The 20268-nt window shown below is 56.0% G+C and carries 23 protein-coding genes; 20 read left to right on the top strand and 3 right to left on the bottom strand.

Annotated elements, in window-relative coordinates; translation table 11 throughout:
• Window positions 1-101: 101 nt before the first annotated feature.
• The 14 genes from rpsH (at window position 102) to bfr (ending at window position 7701) form a co-directional block, all read left to right on the top strand.
• Window positions 102-494, top strand: coding sequence for a 30S ribosomal protein S8 (gene rpsH / locus PSEMO_RS22535; RefSeq protein ID WP_075805185.1), 393 nt, complete (start codon window positions 102-104; stop codon window positions 492-494).
• Between the two features lie 12 nt (window positions 495-506).
• The gene (gene rplF / locus PSEMO_RS22530; RefSeq protein ID WP_075805184.1) at window positions 507-1040 is read left to right on the top strand and encodes a 50S ribosomal protein L6; all 534 of its coding nucleotides are present in this window, start codon (window positions 507-509) and stop codon (window positions 1038-1040) included.
• A gap of 10 nt (window positions 1041-1050) precedes the next feature.
• Window positions 1051-1401, top strand: a complete 351-nt coding sequence (gene rplR / locus PSEMO_RS22525; protein WP_009397496.1) for a 50S ribosomal protein L18 — start codon at window positions 1051-1053, stop codon at window positions 1399-1401.
• Between the two features lie 3 nt (window positions 1402-1404).
• Window positions 1405-1905, top strand: a complete 501-nt coding sequence (gene rpsE, locus PSEMO_RS22520; protein ID WP_075805183.1) for a 30S ribosomal protein S5 — start codon at window positions 1405-1407, stop codon at window positions 1903-1905.
• A gap of 2 nt (window positions 1906-1907) precedes the next feature.
• On the top strand, window positions 1908-2084 hold the full coding sequence (gene rpmD / locus PSEMO_RS22515; protein WP_009397493.1) for a 50S ribosomal protein L30: 177 nt from the start codon (window positions 1908-1910) through the stop codon (window positions 2082-2084).
• Window positions 2085-2087: 3 nt separating this feature from the next.
• Window positions 2088-2522, top strand: a complete 435-nt coding sequence (gene rplO, locus PSEMO_RS22510; protein WP_009397491.1) for a 50S ribosomal protein L15 — start codon at window positions 2088-2090, stop codon at window positions 2520-2522.
• Window positions 2523-3854, top strand: coding sequence for a preprotein translocase subunit SecY (secY, locus tag PSEMO_RS22505; protein ID WP_075805182.1), 1332 nt, complete (start codon window positions 2523-2525; stop codon window positions 3852-3854).
• 26 nt (window positions 3855-3880) lie between these two features.
• Window positions 3881-3997 carry a 50S ribosomal protein L36 gene (gene rpmJ / locus PSEMO_RS22500; RefSeq protein WP_002555468.1) on the top strand — a complete coding sequence of 39 codons (117 nt, stop codon included), beginning with the start codon at window positions 3881-3883 and terminating at the stop codon, window positions 3995-3997.
• 131 nt (window positions 3998-4128) lie between these two features.
• On the top strand, window positions 4129-4485 hold the full coding sequence (rpsM, locus tag PSEMO_RS22495) for a 30S ribosomal protein S13 (RefSeq protein WP_075805181.1): 357 nt from the start codon (window positions 4129-4131) through the stop codon (window positions 4483-4485).
• 30 nt (window positions 4486-4515) lie between these two features.
• Window positions 4516-4905, top strand: a complete 390-nt coding sequence (gene rpsK / locus PSEMO_RS22490) for a 30S ribosomal protein S11 (protein WP_002555466.1) — start codon at window positions 4516-4518, stop codon at window positions 4903-4905.
• A 15-nt stretch (window positions 4906-4920) separates the two neighbouring features.
• Window positions 4921-5541, top strand: a complete 621-nt coding sequence (gene rpsD, locus PSEMO_RS22485; protein WP_075805180.1) for a 30S ribosomal protein S4 — start codon at window positions 4921-4923, stop codon at window positions 5539-5541.
• A gap of 22 nt (window positions 5542-5563) precedes the next feature.
• A complete protein-coding gene (locus PSEMO_RS22480; protein WP_003186012.1) occupies window positions 5564-6565 on the top strand; it encodes a DNA-directed RNA polymerase subunit alpha in 1002 nt (333 codons plus the stop codon).
• Window positions 6566-6607: 42 nt separating this feature from the next.
• Window positions 6608-6994: a 50S ribosomal protein L17 gene (gene rplQ, locus PSEMO_RS22475; protein ID WP_009397469.1), complete on the top strand. Its 387-nt coding sequence runs from the start codon at window positions 6608-6610 to the stop codon at window positions 6992-6994.
• A gap of 242 nt (window positions 6995-7236) precedes the next feature.
• A complete protein-coding gene (bfr, locus tag PSEMO_RS22470) occupies window positions 7237-7701 on the top strand; it encodes a bacterioferritin (RefSeq protein ID WP_075805179.1) in 465 nt (154 codons plus the stop codon).
• 71 nt (window positions 7702-7772) lie between these two features.
• Here bfr and uvrA read toward each other — a convergent pair whose 3' ends face one another.
• Entirely contained in the window at window positions 7773-10607 is a 2835-nt protein-coding gene (uvrA, locus tag PSEMO_RS22465; protein WP_075805178.1) for an excinuclease ABC subunit UvrA, read from the bottom strand.
• Between the two features lie 129 nt (window positions 10608-10736).
• Here uvrA and PSEMO_RS22460 point away from each other — a divergent pair, with 129 nt between their 5' ends.
• The 6 genes from PSEMO_RS22460 (at window position 10737) to PSEMO_RS22435 (ending at window position 17921) form a co-directional block, all read left to right on the top strand.
• Window positions 10737-12131, top strand: coding sequence for an MFS transporter (locus tag PSEMO_RS22460; RefSeq protein WP_075805177.1), 1395 nt, complete (start codon window positions 10737-10739; stop codon window positions 12129-12131).
• 9 nt (window positions 12132-12140) lie between these two features.
• Complete coding sequence (locus PSEMO_RS22455; RefSeq protein WP_009397464.1) at window positions 12141-12656, top strand: single-stranded DNA-binding protein; 516 nt, start codon at window positions 12141-12143, stop codon at window positions 12654-12656.
• 152 nt (window positions 12657-12808) lie between these two features.
• Window positions 12809-14014: a tyrosine-type recombinase/integrase gene (locus PSEMO_RS22450; RefSeq protein ID WP_081430312.1), complete on the top strand. Its 1206-nt coding sequence runs from the start codon at window positions 12809-12811 to the stop codon at window positions 14012-14014.
• On the top strand, window positions 14007-15521 hold the full coding sequence (locus PSEMO_RS22445; protein WP_075805175.1) for a site-specific integrase: 1515 nt from the start codon (window positions 14007-14009) through the stop codon (window positions 15519-15521). The genes PSEMO_RS22450 and PSEMO_RS22445 overlap by 8 nt, the downstream gene beginning before the upstream one ends.
• The gene (locus PSEMO_RS22440) at window positions 15514-17505 is read left to right on the top strand and encodes an integrase (RefSeq protein WP_075805174.1); all 1992 of its coding nucleotides are present in this window, start codon (window positions 15514-15516) and stop codon (window positions 17503-17505) included. Before PSEMO_RS22445 ends, PSEMO_RS22440 begins: the two co-directional genes overlap by 8 nt.
• Window positions 17506-17507: 2 nt before the next feature.
• Entirely contained in the window at window positions 17508-17921 is a 414-nt protein-coding gene (locus PSEMO_RS22435; protein ID WP_075805173.1) for a hypothetical protein, read from the top strand.
• Window positions 17922-18036: 115 nt separating this feature from the next.
• Here PSEMO_RS22435 and PSEMO_RS22430 read toward each other — a convergent pair whose 3' ends face one another.
• Together PSEMO_RS22430 and PSEMO_RS22425 are read right to left on the bottom strand one after the other, a co-directional pair.
• Window positions 18037-19011, bottom strand: coding sequence for a hypothetical protein (locus PSEMO_RS22430; RefSeq protein WP_075805172.1), 975 nt, complete (start codon window positions 19009-19011; stop codon window positions 18037-18039).
• 214 nt (window positions 19012-19225) lie between these two features.
• Window positions 19226-19918, bottom strand: coding sequence for a hypothetical protein (locus tag PSEMO_RS22425; protein WP_075805171.1), 693 nt, complete (start codon window positions 19916-19918; stop codon window positions 19226-19228).
• Window positions 19919-20268 lie beyond the last annotated feature (350 nt).

Genomic DNA, 20268 nt, shown 5'->3' with positions numbered 1-20268 from the left:
AGAATGACCGGCTCACCTGAGCCCGGGTTTTGCCCGCGCAGATTCAGGTGACAGTAGTAGCCGAGAGGCTAATTAATTTGTGTATCAGGAGCGTCTAGCCCATGAGTATGCAGGACCCGTTAGCGGACATGCTAACTCGCATCCGTAATGCCCAGATGGCTGAAAAGTCCGTCGTAAGCATGCCTTCTTCGACTCTGAAGGTTGCGGTCGCCAAAGTTCTGAAGGACGAAGGTTACATCGCTGGTTACGCTGTAACCGCCGATGCCAAGCCATCGCTCTCCATCGAGCTGAAATACTTCGAAGGCCGTCCGGTCATCGAGGAAGTCAAGCGCGTAAGCCGTCCTGGTCTGCGCCAGTACAAGTCCGTCGAAGATCTGCCGAAAGTACGTGGCGGTCTGGGCGTGTCTATCGTCTCCACCAACAAAGGTGTGATGACTGATCGTGCTGCGCGTGCTGCCGGTGTTGGCGGCGAAGTTCTCTGCACAGTGTTCTAAGGGGGGATAAGCATGTCTCGCGTCGCTAAGAACCCCGTTAAGCTGCCATCCGGTGTCGAAGTAAAATTCGCCGGCCAGCAGCTTTCGGTGAAGGGTGCCAAGGGCACTCTCGAACTGAATGTTCACTCGTCCGTAGAAGTGATCGAAGAAGCTGGTGAGCTGCGTTTCGCTGCTCGCAACGGCGATCAACAAACCCGCGCTATGGCCGGTACCACCCGTGCCCTGGTAAACAACATGGTCCAGGGCGTAAGCCAAGGCTTCGAGCGCAAGCTCCAGCTGGTCGGTGTTGGTTACAAAGCACAAGCCAAAGGCAACGTGCTGAACCTGGCGCTCGGCTTCTCGCATCCAGTGGATTACGAACTGCCAGCCGGTATCACCGCTGAAACTCCTAGCCAGACCGACATCCTGATCAAGGGTATCGACAAGCAGCTGGTAGGTCAGGTGGCCGCTGAAATCCGCGACTTCCGTCCACCAGAGCCGTACAAAGGCAAGGGTGTGCGTTACGCGGACGAAGTAGTCCGTCGTAAAGAAGCCAAGAAGAAGTAGGGCATAGCAAATGACCGACAAAAAAGTTACTCGTCTGCGTCGCGCTCGCAAAGCACGCCTGAAAATGCACGAACTCGAAGTCGTGCGTCTGTGCGTGTTCCGCTCCTCGCAGCACATCTACGCCCAGGTCATCTCGGCCGACGGCAGCAAAGTCCTGGCCAGCGCCTCGACTTTGGACAAAGAACTGCGTGATGGCGCCACCGGCAACATCGACGCGGCCACTAAGGTTGGCAAGCTGGTAGCTGAGCGTGCGAAAGCCGCCGGTGTATCTCAAGTTGCCTTTGACCGTTCCGGCTTCAAGTACCATGGCCGCGTGAAAGCGCTGGCTGATGCTGCTCGTGAAGGCGGGCTGGAGTTCTAAGTTATGGCAAATAACGATCAAAAGCGCGACGAAGGCTACATCGAGAAGCTGGTTCAAGTTAACCGCGTTGCCAAGACCGTAAAAGGCGGCCGTATCTTCACCTTCACCGCGCTGACCGTGGTAGGTGATGGCAAGGGTCGTGTTGGCTTTGGCCGTGGCAAATCGCGCGAAGTACCAGCTGCGATCCAGAAAGCCATGGAGGCCGCTCGCCGCAACATGATTCAGGTTGACTTGAACGGCACTACTCTGCAGTACGCCACCAAGTCCGCCCATGGCGCGTCGAAGGTCTACATGCAGCCTGCTTCGGAAGGTACCGGTATCATCGCCGGTGGCGCAATGCGCGCCGTCCTGGAAGTTGCTGGCGTTCAGAACGTCCTGGCCAAGTGCTACGGCTCGACCAACCCTGTCAACGTGGTTCACGCCACCTTCAAGGGGCTGAAGGCTATGCAATCTCCTGAGTCCATTGCTGCCAAGCGCGGCAAGAGCGTTGAGGAGATCCTCTGATCATGGCTACCGTTAAAGTAACGCTGATCAAAAGCACCGCCGGCCGCCTGCCTAACCACAAACTGTGCGTTAAAGGTCTGGGTCTGCGTCGCATCGGTCACACTGTAGAAGTCCAGGATACTCCCGAGAACCGCGGGATGATCAACAAGGCTTACTACATGCTGCGCGTCGAGGGTTAATCGATGAAACTCAATGATCTGAGTCCAGCGCCGGGTTCCCGTCGCGAGAAGCATCGTCCGGGTCGTGGTATCGGTAGTGGTTTGGGCAAGACCGGTGGCCGCGGCCACAAAGGTCAGACCTCCCGCTCCGGTGGCACCATCGCTCCTGGCTTTGAAGGCGGTCAACAGCCGCTGCACCGTCGTCTGCCGAAGTTCGGCTTCGTTTCCCTGAAAGCCATGGACCGCGCAGAAGTGCGTCTGTCCGAACTGGCCAAGGTGGAAGGCGACGTGATCACCGTTCAGTCCCTGAAGGACGCCAACGTGATTAACCAAAACGTACAGCGTGTGAAAATCATGCTGTCCGGCGAAGTTACTCGCGCGGTCACCATCAAGGGCATCGCAGCCACCAAGGGTGCGCGTGCGGCTATCGAAGCAGCTGGCGGCAAGTTCGAGGAATAAATGGCTAAGCAAGGTGCTCTCTCTTCGCTCGGCAAAGGCGGGATGTCTGAACTTTGGGCTCGTCTGCGTTTTCTTTTCCTGGCGATCATCGTCTATCGGATTGGTGCGCATATCCCAGTTCCAGGTGTTAACCCGGACCGGCTGGCGGAACTGTTTCGACAGAATGAGGGGACCATTCTTAGCTTGTTCAACATGTTTTCCGGCGGTGCGCTGGAGCGCATGAGCGTATTTGCACTGGGGATCATGCCGTACATTTCGGCGTCGATCATCATGCAGCTCATGACCGCGGTCAGCCCACAGCTGGAGCAGTTGAAGAAGGAAGGTGAATCTGGCCGTCGCAAGATCAGCCAGTACACCCGCTACCTCACCGTTATCCTGGCGTTGGTCCAGGCCACTGGCATGTCCATTGGTCTGGCCGGTCAGGGCGTGGCGTTCTCTGCAGGCTTCGGCTTCCATTTCGTTGCGGTGTCCACCTTCGTGGCCGGCGCAATGTTCATGATGTGGCTGGGTGAGCAGATTACGGAGCGCGGTGTGGGCAACGGTATCTCGATGCTTATCTTCGCAGGTATCGTTGCCGGTCTTCCGAGAGCAATCGGGCAGTCTTTCGAGTCTGCACGCACAGGCGATATCAACATTTTCGCCCTGGTCGCTATCGGTCTGCTCGCAGTAGCGATTATCGGTTTCGTGGTGTTCATCGAGCGTGGTCAGCGTCGTATTGCTGTTCACTACGCCAAGCGTCAGCAGGGCCGCAAGGTCTTCGCTGCGCAGACGAGCCACTTGCCGCTTAAAGTGAACATGGCTGGCGTCATTCCAGCCATTTTCGCAAGCAGCATTCTGCTGTTTCCGGCTTCGCTGGGTTCCTGGTTCGGCCAGTCCGAAGGTTTGGGCTGGTTGCAGGATGTCGCGCAGTCGATCGCTCCTGGTCAGCCGTTGAACATTTTGCTGTTTAGTGCAGGGATCGTTTTCTTCTGCTTCTTCTACACAGCTCTGATGTTCAATCCGAAGGACGTAGCGGAAAACCTTAAGAAGTCCGGTGCCTTTATTCCGGGTATCCGTCCTGGTGAGCAGTCGGCGCGCTACATTGATGGCGTTCTGACTCGTCTGACCATGTTCGGTGCTCTTTATATGACGGCCGTCTGCCTGCTGCCCCAGTTCCTGGTCGTGGCTGCAAACGTTCCGTTCTACCTTGGCGGGACCTCGTTGCTGATTGTGGTAGTGGTTGTGATGGACTTCATGTCCCAAGTACAATCGCACCTCGTTTCGCACCAGTACGAATCCCTGATGAAGAAAGCCAACCTGAAAGGCTACGGTGGCAGCAGTCTGCTGCGCTGAAACCCCTAAGGTTCGAGGAGTTGGTGATGAAAGTTCGTGCATCGGTTAAAAAACTGTGCCGTAACTGCAAGATTATTCGCCGCGAAGGTGTCGTTCGAGTAATTTGCAGCGCGGAACCGCGTCACAAGCAGCGCCAAGGCTGAGTGTGATCTGTGCTTCAAACCCAGCAGCTAGTGTGCTGCTGGGTTGATTAATTGTTTCTACAGCGATATTATCTCGCGCCCTATTTCTTGGCTTCCGGGGCGTAGGTAGCTGTCAATTGGAGTCCCACTGAATGGCCCGTATTGCAGGCGTTAACATTCCAGATAACAAGCATACTGTTATCTCGCTGACCTACATCTATGGTGTCGGTCGCACTACTGCACAGAAAATCTGTGCGGATGCTGGTGTAAACCCAGCCGCTAAGATCAAGGATCTGAGCGACGAGCAGATTGAACAGCTGCGTGGCGAAGTCGCGAAGGTCACCACCGAAGGTGACCTGCGTCGTGACATCAACATGAAAATCAAGCGTTTGATGGACCTGGGCTGCTACCGCGGTCTGCGCCATCGTCGGGGTCTGCCAGTACGCGGTCAGCGTACCAAGACCAATGCACGTACCCGTAAGGGTCCGCGTAAGCCGATCCGCAAGTAATCGCACCAGCGAATCGACAGGAATTTAGACATGGCAAAACCTGCTGCTCGTCCTCGTAAGAAAGTCAAAAAGACAGTGGTTGATGGCATCGCCCACATCCATGCGTCTTTCAACAACACCATCGTGACCATCACCGATCGTCAAGGTAACGCTCTGTCCTGGGCTACCTCCGGCGGTTCGGGTTTCCGTGGTTCCCGCAAATCGACCCCGTTCGCTGCTCAGGTAGCTGCTGAACGTGCTGGTCAAGCTGCGCTGGAATACGGCCTGAAAAACCTCGACGTCAACGTCAAGGGTCCAGGTCCAGGTCGTGAGTCCGCTGTTCGTGCACTGAACGGCTGCGGCTACAAGATCGCCAGCATCACCGACGTGACGCCAATCCCGCATAACGGGTGCCGTCCGCCGAAGAAGCGTCGCGTGTAATCAGGAGACAGATAAATGGCACGTTACATTGGTCCAAAATGCAAACTGTCTCGTCGTGAAGGCACCGATCTGTTCCTGAAGAGCGGCGTTCGCGCTCTGGAATCGAAGTGCAACATCGAAGCAGCCCCAGGTATCCACGGCCAGCGCCGTGGCCGTCAGTCCGACTACGGCACCCAGCTGCGCGAGAAGCAAAAAGTACGTCGTATCTACGGTGTTCTCGAGCGTCAATTCAGCGGTTACTACAAGCAAGCGGCGGCCAAGAAAGGCGCTACTGGCGAGAACCTGCTGCAACTGCTCGAATGCCGTCTGGATAACGTTGTTTATCGTATGGGCTTCGGTGCTACCCGCGCTGAATCCCGTCAGCTGGTTTCGCACAAAGCGATCAGCATCAACGGCAAGACTGTAAACGTTCCGTCCTACCAAGTTCGTCCGGGTGACGTGGTCGCAGTTCGCGAGAAATCGCTGAACCAGCTGCGCATTGTTCAAGCCCTTGAACTGTGTGCTCAGCGTGGCCGCGTTGAGTGGGTTGACGTGGACGCTGCCAAGAAGTCGGGCGTTTTCAAGAACGTTCCTGCTCGCAGCGACCTGTCTGCCGACATCAACGAAAACCTGATTGTCGAGCTCTACTCCAAGTAAGGGCTAGAAAATAGGTGCATCCATGCAGATTTCGGTAAATGAGTTCCTGACGCCCCGCCACATCGATGTGCAGGTCGTCAGTCCAACCCGCGCTAAAATCACGCTCGAGCCTCTCGAGCGTGGTTTCGGCCATACCCTGGGCAACGCGCTGCGCCGCATCCTGTTGTCCTCCATGCCTGGCTGTGCAGTAGTCGAGGCCGAGATCGATGGCGTACTCCATGAGTACTCCGCGATCGAAGGTGTACAGGAAGACGTCATTGAAATCCTGTTGAACCTGAAAGGCCTGGCTATCAAACTGCACGGTCGTGACGAAGTTACGCTGACCTTGTCGAAGAAGGGTTCGGGGGTGGTTACCGCTGCCGATATTCAGCTGGATCATGATGTCGAGATCGTTAATCCCGATCACGTAATCGCTAACCTGGCGTCGAATGGCGCCCTGAACATGAAGCTCACCGTAGCTCGTGGTCGTGGTTATGAACCGGCCGATTCGCGTCAGAGCGATGAAGACGAAAGCCGCAGCATCGGTCGCTTGCAGCTCGACTCTTCGTTCAGCCCGGTTCGCCGTATCGCATACGTGGTGGAAAACGCCCGTGTCGAACAGCGTACCAACCTGGACAAGCTGGTTATCGATCTGGAAACCAACGGTACCCTGGATCCTGAAGAGGCCATCCGTCGTGCTGCAACCATCCTGCAACAGCAGCTGGCTGCATTCGTCGACCTCAAAGGTGACAGCGAGCCCGTGGTAGTGGAGCAGGAAGACGAGATCGATCCGATCCTGCTTCGCCCAGTTGACGATCTGGAACTGACCGTACGTTCGGCCAACTGCCTGAAGGCGGAGAACATCTACTACATCGGCGATCTGATTCAGCGCACCGAAGTAGAGCTGTTGAAAACTCCAAACCTCGGCAAGAAGTCCCTGACTGAAATCAAGGACGTTCTGGCTTCCCGTGGTCTGTCCCTCGGCATGCGCCTCGACAACTGGCCGCCTGCAAGTCTTAAGAAAGACGACAAGGCGACTGCCTGATCGTCGTAATCACCGAACGTAGTGTTTGGTAAGGAATGAATCATGCGTCATCGTAAAAGTGGACGTCACCTGAGCCGTACCAGCTCTCACCGCAAAGCCATGTTCCAAAACATGGCGGTGTCGCTGATCGAGCACGAGCTGATCAAGACCACCCTGCCAAAAGCCAAGGAACTGCGTCGCGTTGCCGAGCCGCTGATCACCCTGGCTAAAGAAGACAGCGTTGCAAACCGTCGTCTGGCTTTCGACCGTACCCGTTCGAAAGAAGCCGTTGGTAAGCTGTTCAACGATCTGGGCAAGCGCTATGCCACCCGTCAGGGTGGCTACCTGCGTATCCTCAAGTGCGGCTTCCGCGCTGGCGATAACGCACCTATGGCGTACGTCGAGCTGGTTGATCGTCCAGTCGGTGGCTCGGTAGAAGCCGCTGAGTAAGACGAGCAGTCTTCTACAAGAAACCGGGCCTAGTGCCCGGTTTTTTGTTTCTGGCGTTTCGAGAATGAAAAACACTCTTGCGCCAGAGTCGAAATGATAAGAAGAACTCACCTCATTTGGGGGTTTTTCAATGAAAATCACTACTGTTCACCGGCTTTTTTGCGCTTTTCTGCGCAAAACCCAGTGACCTCCCGGTCATCCTGGTTCAAACTATGGACTTTCAAACAGGGAGATGCGGGACGATGCAAGGTCACCCGGACGTAATCGACTACCTCAACACGTTGCTGACGGGCGAACTGGCGGCACGTGATCAGTATTTCATCCACTCGCGCATGTACGAGGACTGGGGCTTCAGCAAGCTCTACGAGCGTATCAACCACGAGATGGAAGAAGAGGCGCAACACGCCGATGCCCTGATGCGCCGCATCCTCATGCTCGAAGGCACTCCACGCATGCGCCCGGACGACCTCGACGTCGGCACCAGCGTGCCGGACATGATCGCCGCTGACCTGCGCCTGGAATACAAGGTCCGTGCTGCGCTGTGCAAAGGCATCGAGCTGTGCGAGCTGCACAAGGACTACATCAGCCGCGACATCCTGCGTGTGCAGTTGGCTGACACCGAGGAAGATCACACCTACTGGCTGGAAAAGCAGCAAGGCCTGATCAAATCCCTCGGCCTGGAAAACTACCTGCAATCGCAGATGTAATTTCCCGCCGCCAGGCAAAAGAAAAGCCCCTGTCGCTCAACACGACAGGGGCTTTTTCATGGGCGCTGATCTCAGGCGCGGTCGCGTTCCAGCAACGGCTTGAGGTAATGCCCGGTGTGGGACTGCTCCATCTTCGCCAGTTCTTCAGGCGTGCCACAGGCGATGATCTGGCCGCCCTTGGAGCCACCCTCGGGTCCCAGGTCGACCAGCCAGTCGGCGGTCTTGATCACGTCCAGGTTGTGCTCGATCACCACCACGGTATTGCCGTGGTCGCGCAGGCGGTGCAGCACGTCCAGCAGTTGCTGGATATCCGCGAAGTGCAGGCCGGTAGTCGGCTCGTCGAGGATATACAGGGTCTTGCCGGTATCGCGCTTGGACAGCTCGCGGGACAGCTTGACCCGCTGCGCCTCGCCACCGGACAGGGTGGTCGCCGACTGCCCCAGCTTGATATAGGACAGCCCGACGTCCATCAGCGTCTGCAGCTTGCGCGCCAGTGCCGGCACCGCGTCGAAGAACGCCCGGGCATCCTCGATGGTCATTTCCAGGACCTCGTGGATGTTCTTGCCCTTGTACTTGATCTCCAGGGTTTCGCGGTTGTAGCGCTTGCTCTTGCACACGTCGCAGGGCACGTAGATGTCCGGCAGGAAGTGCATCTCCACCTTGATCAGGCCGTCGCCCTGGCACGCCTCGCAGCGGCCGCCCTTGACGTTGAAGGAGAAGCGCCCCGGACCATAGCCGCGAGAACGGGACTCGGGGACACCGGAGAACAGCTCGCGGATCGGCGTGAACAGCCCGGTGTAGGTCGCCGGGTTGGAGCGCGGCGTACGCCCGATCGGGCTCTGGTCGATGTCCACCACCTTGTCCAGGTGCTGCAGGCCGTCACAGCTGTCGTGAGCGGCGGCCTCGAGGGTCGAGGCACCGTTCAGCGCGGTGGCCGCCAGCGGGAACAGGGTGTTGTTGATCAGGGTCGATTTGCCCGATCCGGAAACCCCGGTCACGCAAGTCAGCAGGCCGATCGGGATCTCCAGATTGACGTTCTGCAGGTTGTTGCCCCGCGCGCCCTTGAGCTTGATCGACAGCTTCTTGTTGCGTGGCGTGCGCTTGGCCGGCACGACGATCTTCTTGCGCCCGGACAGGTACATGCCGGTCACCGAGTCAGGATGGGCCATGACCTCGTCCGGAGTCCCTTCAGCGACGATCTGCCCGCCATGCACACCGGCGCCCGGGCCGATATCCACCACATAGTCGGCCAGGCGGATGGCGTCCTCGTCATGCTCCACCACGATCACCGTGTTGCCGATATCGCGCAGGTGGTTGAGGGTCGCCAGCAGACGGTCGTTGTCACGCTGGTGCAGGCCGATGGAGGGTTCGTCGAGGATGTACATCACCCCGACCAGACCGGCGCCGATCTGGCTGGCCAGGCGGATGCGCTGGGCTTCGCCACCGGACAGGGTATCGGCGCTACGGTCGAGGGTCAGGTAGTCGAGGCCGACGTTCACCAGGAACTGAAGACGCTCGCAGATTTCCTTGAGAATCTTGTCGGCGATTTCCCCGCGGCGCCCGGTCAGTTTCAGCCCGCCGAAGTAGTCGCTGGCTTCGCCGATCGGCAGGCCGGTGACGGCCGGCAGGGTCTTCTCGCCCACCCATACATGCCGCGCTTCGCGACGCAGGCGTGTACCACGGCAGTCCGGGCATGGCTGGGTGCTGAGGAACTTGGCCAGCTCTTCGCGCACAGTGGCGGACTCGGTCTCGCGATAGCGCCGCTCCAGGTTCGGCACGATGCCCTCGAACGGGTGCGAGCGCTTGACGATATCGCCGCGGTCATTGAGGTACTTGAAGTCGACGTTCTGGTTGCCGCTGCCATGCAGGATGGTCTTCTGCTGGTCTGCCGGCAGTTCGCCGAACGGCATCTCCAGGCTGAAGCCGAAATGCGCGGCCAGCGAGCCGAGCATCTGGAAGTAATAGACGTTGCGCCGGTCCCAGCCGCGGATCGCGCCCTCGGCCAGGGTCAACTCGCCGTTGACCAGGCGTTTGACGTCGAAGAACTGCTTCACCCCCAGGCCATCGCAGGTCGGACAGGCGCCGGCCGGGTTGTTGAAGGAAAACAGCTTGGGCTCCAGCTCGCTGATCGCATGGCCGCAGATCGGGCAGGCGAAGCGTGCGGAGAAGATCATCTCCTCGCCGCTTTCGTCATCCATCGGCGCGACCAGGGCGATACCGTCAGCCAGGTTCAGCGCGGTCTCGAAGGACTCGGCCAGACGCTGCTGCAGATCGGCGCGGACCTTGAAACGGTCCACCACCACATCGATGCTGTGTTTCTTCTGCTTGTCGAGCTTGGGCAGCTCGTCCAGCTCGAACAGCTTGCCGTTGACCCGGGCCCGCACGAAGCCCTGGGCACGCAGTTCCTCGAAGATCGCCAGGTGTTCGCCCTTGCGCTCGCGCACCACCGGTGCCAGCAGCATCAACTTGCTGCCTTCGGGCTGGGCCAGGACCAGGTCGACCATCTGGCTGACGGTCTGCGCCTCCAGCGGGATGTCGTGATCCGGGCAGCGCGGCGTACCCACGCGAGCGTAGAGCAGGCGCAGGTAGTCGTAGATCTCGGTGATGGTACCGACGGTGGAGCGCGGGTTGTGCGAGGTGGATTTCTGTTCGATGGAAATCGCCGGCGACAGACCCTCGATGGTGTCGACGTCGGGCTTTTCCATCATCGACAGGAACTGCCGGGCATAGGCCGACAGCGATTCCACGTAACGGCGCTGACCCTCGGCATACAGGGTGTCGAACGCCAGGGAGGACTTGCCGGAACCGGACAGGCCGGTGATCACGATCAGCTTGTCGCGTGGCAGGGTCAGGTCGATGTTCTTCAGGTTGTGGGTACGGGCCCCACGAATCAGGATCTTGTCCACTACGGCCTCGCTTGGCGGGCATAAACGCAGAAGTATACGGGGCAGGGCCAGTACGCGGCAAAGCGTCGCGTAGATGCCGTTAACCGATGGGACTGGTAGAATCGCCGCCGGTTCACACGAGGTATATCCATGCACGATCCCCACAGCGAACGCATGAGCGGCAGCGAAACCCGCGCCGCAGGCGGCCTGGCCCTGGTGTTCGCCTTCCGTATGCTGGGCATGTTCATGGTCCTGCCGGTCCTGGCGACCTATGGCATGGACCTGGCCGGTGCCACGCCGGCGCTGATCGGCCTGGCCATTGGTGCCTATGGCCTGACCCAGGCGGTGTTGCAGATTCCGTTCGGTATCATCTCCGACCGTATCGGCCGCCGACCGGTCATCTATCTGGGCCTGGTGATCTTCGCGCTGGGGAGCGTGCTGGCGGCGCAGGCCGACTCGATCTGGGGCGTGATCGCCGGACGCATCCTGCAGGGTGCCGGGGCTATTTCCGCGGCCGTAATGGCGCTGTTGTCGGACCTGACCCGCGAGCAGCACCGGACCAAGGCCATGGCGATGATCGGCATGAGTATTGGCCTGTCGTTCGCCGTGGCGATGGTGGTGGGGCCATTGCTGACCCGGACCTTCGGTCTTTCGGGGCTGTTCCTGGCAACGGCGGGCATGGCTTTGGTGGGCATCGCGCTGATCGTTTTCGTGGTGCCGGCTTCCAACACCCAGTTCCATCATCGCGAGTCCGGCGTGGCCAAGCAGGCCCTGGGGCCGACCTTGCGCCATCCGGACCTGCTGCGCCTGGACGTGGGCATCTTCGTCCTCCACGCCATCCTCATGGCCAGCTTCGTCGCCCTGCCACTGGCGTTCGTCGAACGAGGCGGGCTGCCGAAGGAAGAACACTGGTGGGTTTACCTGACGGCGCTGCTGATTTCATTCTTCGCAATGATTCCGTTCATTATCTATGGTGAAAAAAAGCGCAAGATGAAACGTGTCCTTCTGGGCGCGGTCAGTGTCCTGCTGCTGACGGAGCTGTTCTTCTGGGAGCTGGGGAACAGCCTGTCGGCACTGGTGATTGGTACCGTCATCTTCTTCACCGCCTTCAACCTGCTGGAAGCGTCGTTGCCGTCGTTGATCAGCAAGGTGTCGCCAGCCGGCGGCAAGGGCACGGCGATGGGGGTGTATTCCACCAGCCAGTTCCTCGGGGCGGCGCTGGGCGGGATTCTCGGTGGCTGGATGTTCCAGCATGGTGGCCTGACCACGGTGTTCCTCGGATGCGCTGCTTTGTGCGCGATCTGGCTCGTGGTTGCTGTTACCATGAACGAACCACCTTATGTCACAAGCCTGCGCATGCCGTTGTCGCCCGAGGCGCTGCGCGAAGCGGGCTTGTCCGAACGCCTGAAGGCCGTGCCGGGTGTGACCGACGCAGTGGTGGTAGCGGATGAAGCTGCCATCTACATCAAACTTGATACACAAATTTTGGATCGCTCGACCCTTGAACGCCTGGTCAATCCGGCGTCGGCGGCGAGTGAAGCCTAGGAGAACGTTATGGCCCGTGGGGTTAACAAAGTCATTTTGGTCGGCACCTGTGGCCAGGATCCTGAAGTTCGCTACCTGCCGAACGGCAACGCTGTCACCAACCTGAGCCTGGCCACCAGCGAGCAGTGGACCGACAAGCAGACCGGCCAGAAGGTCGAGCGCACCGAATGGCACCGCGTCTCGATGTTCGGCAAGGTTGCCGAGATCGCTGGCGAGTACCTGCGCAAGGGTTCCCAGGTCTATATCGAGGGCAAGCTGCAGACCCGCGAGTGGGAAAAGGACGGCATCAAGCGCTACACCACCGAAATCATCGTCGACATGCAGGGCACCATGCAGCTGCTCGGCGGCCGTCCACAGAACCAGGATGGCGGCGCACCGCGTGACAACTACAACCAGGCGCCACAGCAGGCACCCCGCCAGCAGGCCCAGCGTCCGCAACAGGCTCCACAGCGTCCGGCGCCTCAGCAGCCAGCGCCGCAGCCGGCTCCGGACTTCGACAGCTTCGATGACGATATTCCGTTCTAGAGAGCACCTTAGAGAAAACTGTAAAGTTTTCCTTGAAGAACCCCGCGCTTGCGGGGTTTTTCATTTTCAGCGTGTGAAAAATCCCTCCATGATCTTTTATTTGGTGCACACCATGTGAAAACGTAAGTTGTGGAGGTGTGATGGATTCATCCATGCGTAGGTTTGTAGGGAGCGACGGTGAGCGGTATGCGGTGCTGGTCGATAGTTCAGGGATGCCACTTTACTATCCAACGCTCTTCGCCACCTGGTATCTGCGGTCGCGTTCCTTGGCAGTCAACTCGATTGCGAATGCGTTGCATGCAATCAAGGCCTTGTACGCCTGGGAGGCTCAGGTTGGCATCCACCTGGAGTCTCTATTTTCGCAAGGCGAGGTACTTGGAGAGGAGCAAGTGAGGGCGCTTAGCGACTCGTTGCAGCTTTTCCTCAATCCCGAGCCCAGCGGCAAAAAAATCGTTTCGATCACTCGACGGCCAAAGTCGGTTGGCACCAGTAATCACTATTTCAGATTGACTGTGGTAGCCGACTATTTGGGCTTTCTGGCCACGCGACTGTGCCCAGCTAAGCGGAATGGTAGGGACATCAAGCTCATGGTGGCGTCGATCAAGGCTCACCGTCCCAGCAAGCCCAACAGATCAACAACGGACAAAGATGAGCGATATCTGGATGAAGCCGTTGTAGAAGCACTGGAGCAAGCTCTTAGGCCTGGAGCTGAGCACAACCCCGCAAAGGGGCACGCAGTCCAAGTGCGTAATGCTCTGATGTTCATGATTCTTCGCCTGACCGGGCTTCGCCGCGGAGAGCTGCTGAACCTCAAGATCGAAGACGTCGATTTCGCTCGGAACACGCTGCGAGTGGTGAGGCGTCCTGATTCGAAAGGAGATTCACGGGCCCATCAGCCTACGGCTAAAACCCGCCAACGGACCTTTCCACTCGCGCAGGAACTTATCTCGCGGATTCACGAATACGTGCTTCTCTATCGGAACAAAGTACCCGGGGCAAAGAGGCATGGGTACCTGTTTGTGACTCACAAGGAAGGTCCTACTCAAGGTCGCCCACTTTCGATTTCGGCTTTTCAGAAATGGATGCTGGGGGTCGCCTCTATCATTGAGGAATCGAGTGTCCATGCGCATGCACTCCGGCACCATTGGAATTACGCCTTTTCCCAGCACTGTGATGCTCTGGAGATGTCTCCCGCGACAGAGGAAAAAATTCGCTCCTATCTGATGGGGTGGGAAGAGACTTCAGGCTCGGCTCGAACCTACAACAAGCGACACACCAAACAAAAAGCTGCTGAGGCAGTGCTCGCCCTTCAGAACAAGCACCTGAAAAATTCCAGTAATGAGGTGGCCGGTGGATAAAATTGCTCTTCGGGCAGCGGTAGTCGACCGCTTTTACTCCAGAGAAGGTTATCTGGTGAGCTTCGATAGCTCTCGATGGGAGCTGAGTAAGGATGTAACAATTCCGATTGGCTCGATCTCGAGCTATTTAGCAGAAAAAGATTACTCATTTCGGCGGGTTTTGGAGTTTTACGCCAGAACAGCCGCGCCCTGGCATGCAAGAAATGTATTTGGTCGATTTTTACATTACTGCGAACAGATGCAGGGCTCTGAGATTCTGACCGTCGCTTCATTGATCTCCTATCGATCCTCGTTAAGCAAGAAAAGAGAGTGGTACATAGGGGTGTTGCGTGGTGCGATCCGCCAATGGTCACGACTTGGATACCCTGGCATATCTGATGAGGTTTTGAGCCTGCTGGATAAATGGGTCATTAAGGGCAACGAGAAAGGCTTCGCCGTTCAGTCGATGTGCCCCGAGGATGGACCGCTGACTGATATTGAACTCCAAGGGGTTATCGCTGCGGTGATCGATGGTTTTACTGGCCAACGCCTTACGTTGGAAGAGACCTGTCTATCAATGATATTGGCGATGACGGGGCGTCGCCCTGGGCAAATCGCAGCACTCAAGCTCAAAGACCTAGAATCCAGTATGCCAGGAAACTATGGCATTAATTTCCCTAGGGCCAAGCAGCGAAATACACCCTGGCGCGGCGCATTCAACCGGTTTGCGATTGTTGAGGATCTTTGGCTGCTTTTGCAGCAGCAGGCGGAGTTTGTGAGAGCCGCCTTTTCCAAACAGGCCGGCAAGCCTCTACCTGAGAAGATACTAAACGACTTGCCATTGTTTCCCGTGTCGTACGTTCTCTATGCCGATTCCGATGTTCTGGCGCTACTCGACAGCGATCGGCTGCATATTCCGTCCAAACACGTCTATGACGTCATGATGAGAGTAGCCAAAACGATTGCCGTCATCAGCGAGCGGACTGGGGCGCTGACCGCCCTGAACCCTAATCGCTTCCGTTATACGCTCGGTACGAATCTGGCTCGTGAAGGGCGAGGGGAGATGGTCATTGCTGAAGCGCTTGATCACTCCGATACCCAGAACGCAGGCGTGTACGTTAAAAACATCCCTGAGATCGTCGAGCGCATCGACAAGGCGGTTGCTTTGCAGCTCGCGCCGTTTGCTCAGGCATTTCGGGGAGTGCTTGTTACCTCAGAGCGGAATGCACGCCGTGGGGATGATCCGAGCAGCCGAATCTCGAACGGCAGGGCCAATGTAGGCACCTGTGGCAGCTATGGTTTTTGTGGCGCATTGGCACCCATCGCGTGTTACACCTGTGCCCACTTCCAGCCTTGGCTCGATGGCCCTCACGAAGAGGTCTTGGATCGGCTTGTCGAGGAGCGAGATCGGGTACGCGACAATTGCGATGATCTGAAGATTGCCTCGATCAATGACCGACTGATCCTGGCCGTGAGTGATGTCATCAACCGGTGCAAGCAGGCCAAGGGGGAGTTCACGAATGGCTGACTTACTGCTGTTCATCCCCAAGCATCAGCGTGACAGCCGGCAAAATCTGGAGGACTTCATTGCTATGTGCCGTGACCGCTTGACGGTATTCGGGGCAGACTTGGACTGGCACGCGAATGCCTGGCCCAAGGTTGGCAATTTTACGGTCATGGGGGCGCCCGCGAGGGGGTACGCGACTGATCAGCTGCTGGATGCCGACATTATTCCCTTTGCCAAGGCTTATGTTCGCTACCAGCAAGGTCACAACCCCACCCAACTCAAAAATGAATTTAAGGCGATTCGCTGCATTGAGAAGGCCTTGTTGACGGTTAAGGGCAAAGCAGACATTACTCAGGTAGATCAACTCGTCATGGACGCAGCGGGTCAAGTGGCGAGGGAATACAAGGCTTCCGGCTACCAGGCAGGTGTGAGCTTGTTGAAGCTTGTGGATTTTCTCAATGAAAGTCGAATTGTTCCCGATCAGATCACATGGCGTAATCCCATCACCAAGCCCAAAGAGATAGACCGGACGGACGCAGAAGGCAAAAGGAAACGAGCAGAAAAGTTACCGGCGGATCACTGGCTGGAGGCTATGGCAGAGATGTTTGCCAACGATCTCGTGGGTGCTCGTGATCGATTCACAACGTCCGTATTTGCCTTGTTGATGTGTGCACCATCTCGCGTGTCGGAGGTTCAAGACCTGCCGCTTAATTGCCTGCATCATGAGACAGATGGAAACGGTGTCGAAAGGCTAGGGCTACGGTTTTATGCCGGTAAAGGTTACGGATCGGATATCAAGTGGATTCCGACCATATTCAAGGACATTGCAACTGAGGCTGTGCGCCGATTAACTGAGTTGTCTGCTTCAGGACGGACGTTGGCGAAATGGTATGAGGACCACCCCGGAAAATTTTATCGCCACGAAAACTGTCCAAAAGTGCCTGACGACCATCCACTGACTGATGAGCAAGCTTGCTCGGCGCTTGGCATTAAGCTATCGAGAGGAGCGTTGAACCAGATGCTCTCGAAATACCAACCCTATCGTATTTTGAGGTCAAAGGCTGAGCCACTGACGCTGGAATTTTTAAATGAATACTGTCATAGCCAACTTCCTATTGAATGGCCTTGGAAAAATAAAGAACGAAACATCAAGTATTCGGAGGCCCTTTGCTGTTTCAGGGGGCACGAATTCCGTTCTGACATCAGCCCGAGCCCTGTCAAGATATGGGGAGCCGGTAAGAGTACGTTTACCACGGACCTGAACGTAATTGATGGTCAAGAGCGCAGCATCTGGAAACGTCACGGCTACAGGAACCCAGATGGCAGCGAAATTTCGATGACTTCACACCAGGTGCGGCATTTTCTTAATACAGTGGCTCAGCGTGGCGCGTTGGGGCAGCTAGACATCGCCAGGTGGTCGGGGCGGGCCAATATTCATCAGAACGCGGTGTACAACCATATGAGCGACGACGAATACGTCGAGCTTGCCAGAGGTTCGGGTATAGGTGGTGTGCTCGAAAAAATCCAAACCAACATGCCCGTTACCTACGCAGATCTGGATGTGGTCGGGGAGGGGATCGTCCATGTCACTGAGTATGGATTCTGTGTGCATGACTACTCGATGCTGCCCTGCCAAAAACACCGGGATTGCTTGAATTGCACCGAACAGGTGTGCGTAAAAGGCGACGCAACCAAGCTCGATCGGCTTAGGCAGCAGCGGAGCCTTACGCATGTGCAGCTTGAAAAGGCCAAGTCAGCAGATGCATCAGGAACCTATGGCGCTGACCGATGGAGCCAGCATCAGATCAAGACCTTGGAGCGGCTGGAGCAGTTGATTCAGATACTCGAGTCGCCCGACCTCCCGGACGGTACCGCCATTCGGCTGAGCAATGAACATGAGTACAGCCCGCTGAGGCGAGAGCTTGCCGCCCGGCAGTCCTCCTCCAGGTTCATTTCACCAGAACCAGGCATGGATGAGCTGCGAAAACTGTTGGGGGCTTACTAGTTATGGCTAAGCATCTGACGAATAGAGATATTGAGCTGCTGGTCGGTTTGATTGATGGGTGGAATGGAAAGCTCACATGGGATGCCTTGTGCGATCAAGCTGAGGGCTTGATCGGGACGCGGCCAACTCGACAGACGTTCAATGCGCACGCTCGAGTGAAAAGTGCGTTTCTCGGTAAAAAGACCCAGCAGAAATCGGGCTTCCAGCCCACGAAGCGTCCCGCAAGCCTGGCCATCGCGGAGCAGCGTATTCAGCGTCTCGAAAGTGAGAACCAGCGTCTGAAGGCTGAGAATGGCCTTCTACTCGAACGCTTCATTCGATGGCAGTACAACGCCCAACTGCGTGGCCTCTCTCAAAGTGTGCTTGATGTCCCTTTACCGAAGATCGACCGCGATTCGGCAGAGAAAAGTGACTGAGAGCGTGAGGTTAAAACGGGTGCCAGGGGGGCGTACTTAATCGCCCGGGTCTAGATGTTAAACTGGATTGTTGGGTTCTAGAAGTGTCACCTGCTAATCTAATGATCTATCTGTTTTAGAAACCAGTACTCAGTTGCCCTAAAAAAACACGCATCTGGTTTTCCAGTTGTTCAGGGAACGCAGGGTTTAGGAAGTAGCTAGTTGTCCTTATTGGGATTGGTACCAGATTTTCATTGTTGCTAATAATCATTGGGACAGCCGACTGAATTATAACGCCCCAGCAGTTTTGCGGCAGGTGTTCTAATCTAAAGTCCCCTAGGTTGCTATGAAGCGCAAACTCTGCTTGATGCGCAAGATAGCTCGTAATAATTTTTTGAAAGTTCTTGTCGCTTTCTATTGAGAAAAGAATTCCATTTTCGCGTATAGTTGGCGCGAAGCTTCCAGCACTTGCCATTACGGTGTAAGTTTTCTCAAAGCATTCAAATACGCTACTGGCGAATTGCTTGAACTTATTCCGATCTATTAATGCGCTGACATCGACAGCAATGAAACCGTACGTAGCTAGGCCTTCGTCAAAGCGCCTCTCAAGCTGGTCGCTTGCATATTTTACTCTCGACTTTACCTTCTTCGCGCTTTGAAGATTTTTGCATTCAATCGCTAATTCATCATTTATGATAATGTCGCATTCAGTCTCGAGATTGATTGTAAAAGTTCCCATTGATCCTCGGGCAAAACGTATTGCCATTCCTAGTTCGAATAGTCTATCCGAGCTTTTATCATTTGGTCCTTCTAATGTGTGCTGACCTGTTATTAGGTCTAGTATCTCATGCTCTTTGTAGTGAATATCAAGCGATCCATCAAAAATTCGGTTGACTTGATTGTAGTTTGATATGGTTAAGGCAAGTGCTGCTGCCTGATCATCAGTTAGGTTTTTTATGTTTACTAACTGGTTGTGCATTTCGCCTAATTTTGTGTTTTTAATTAACTTGTTTTGCCCGCTGTTATTGATTAGTTTTTGCATGTGAGACATGAGCGTCTCGAAGTTTTCGATTACATCTTTTATGGTGTGATGCGACTGGGTAAACTTCATGTCTCGTCCTTGTTTATTTTGGTCCGTGCGACATAGGTTGTCGTTTCTTTCGGCTAGAACTTTAACTCACATGAGCAAAGGATAAGCCGAGTTGAGAGCCTAGCTTCCTTAGTATCGGCCTAAACTACTAATGCGTTGTGAGATGCAAGAGGGTCTAGAACTGGCATAACACATCATGGCAGTTTAATCGGCTCACAACGAGCTCAGAGGTAGCTTAAATCGGCTTGCCTTCTGACAGCGCTACATTCAATGACCCTCTGAGAAGGCAGACCACGTGCTCGCTCACCTCCTCAACGCTGAGAGTGGCAGACCCTCCATTGCTCAGTACTATCGTTCCCTTTAAGGGCGGTTGTAGGCGGATTCGTATTTTTTCCAAAGTGTGCTTTCGGTCACCAACCAATTGGGCACAGGCGTCCTTGATGTCCTTTTCTCCAGAAACCAGTAGCTTGGCGAATGCCTTGTTTCCTAGCTCCAGTTTGGAGATTTGCATCGAATCCAGGCCTCCTGCGTCTTTGACCGCTTTGAGTAGCTCTTCTGCCCATGCCAAAACATCGACTTGCAGCTCCTCAATGCTCACGGTGAAGTCGGTTATCTCAGAGAACCTGCTGAGAACCGCCTGCAGGCTTCGGGGAGAGTTGATAAATTCCAGACTGGGAGAAGTTTTGGTCACTCTGAAGGCGGACTCCCGATACTCGGTGCGATCAAAGCTAGTCTCATTCCCAAATGGGTCGGTGATGGTGTCGGTATAGTTGATTTTCTCAATATACCTAGCCTCTAGCGTGTCATCGCGGACCTTATCAATAACGAACCCATGCTGTTGGACGCTGTTGAACTCCATGGATTTCATGCGTGCAGCCAACTGCGCGATAGATAACGGCCATTCTACGCTCAACCACTTGTAGCGCATCCGGTTAGCCCTCGGTTTCGGCGAGCAATTCGTTCTTCAGGTTCAGTGCTGTCTGTTCAATCAGAGAGAAATACCTCGCCCGTTCCCTATCTTCTACGGGGGTGATGCCTTTGCGATGGGAGCCTTTGTGGTACTTGAACTCGCCCTGCACCCCATACCTGAAACCTAAGCAGTTCTGTTTGTCTTCAAATCCCGCTTCAAACTGGACGATGTTAGGTGGGTTTGTTGCCGCTGACCGAAAACTGACCCAGTAGAGGCTGTTCTGCCGACTGAAAACTGACCCAGGTGTTCAACTGCTTCTGCTCAATTTTTGAGCAGGAGAACACAGGGTGATCAGTATGGAAATGATG

This window comes from Pseudomonas putida, from assembly GCF_001941965.1.
Classification (GTDB): domain Bacteria; phylum Pseudomonadota; class Gammaproteobacteria; order Pseudomonadales; family Pseudomonadaceae; genus Aquipseudomonas; species Aquipseudomonas putida_L.
The sequence above is the reverse complement of the archived record's forward strand: the minus strand, read 5'-3'. Positions and strand labels throughout refer to the sequence as shown.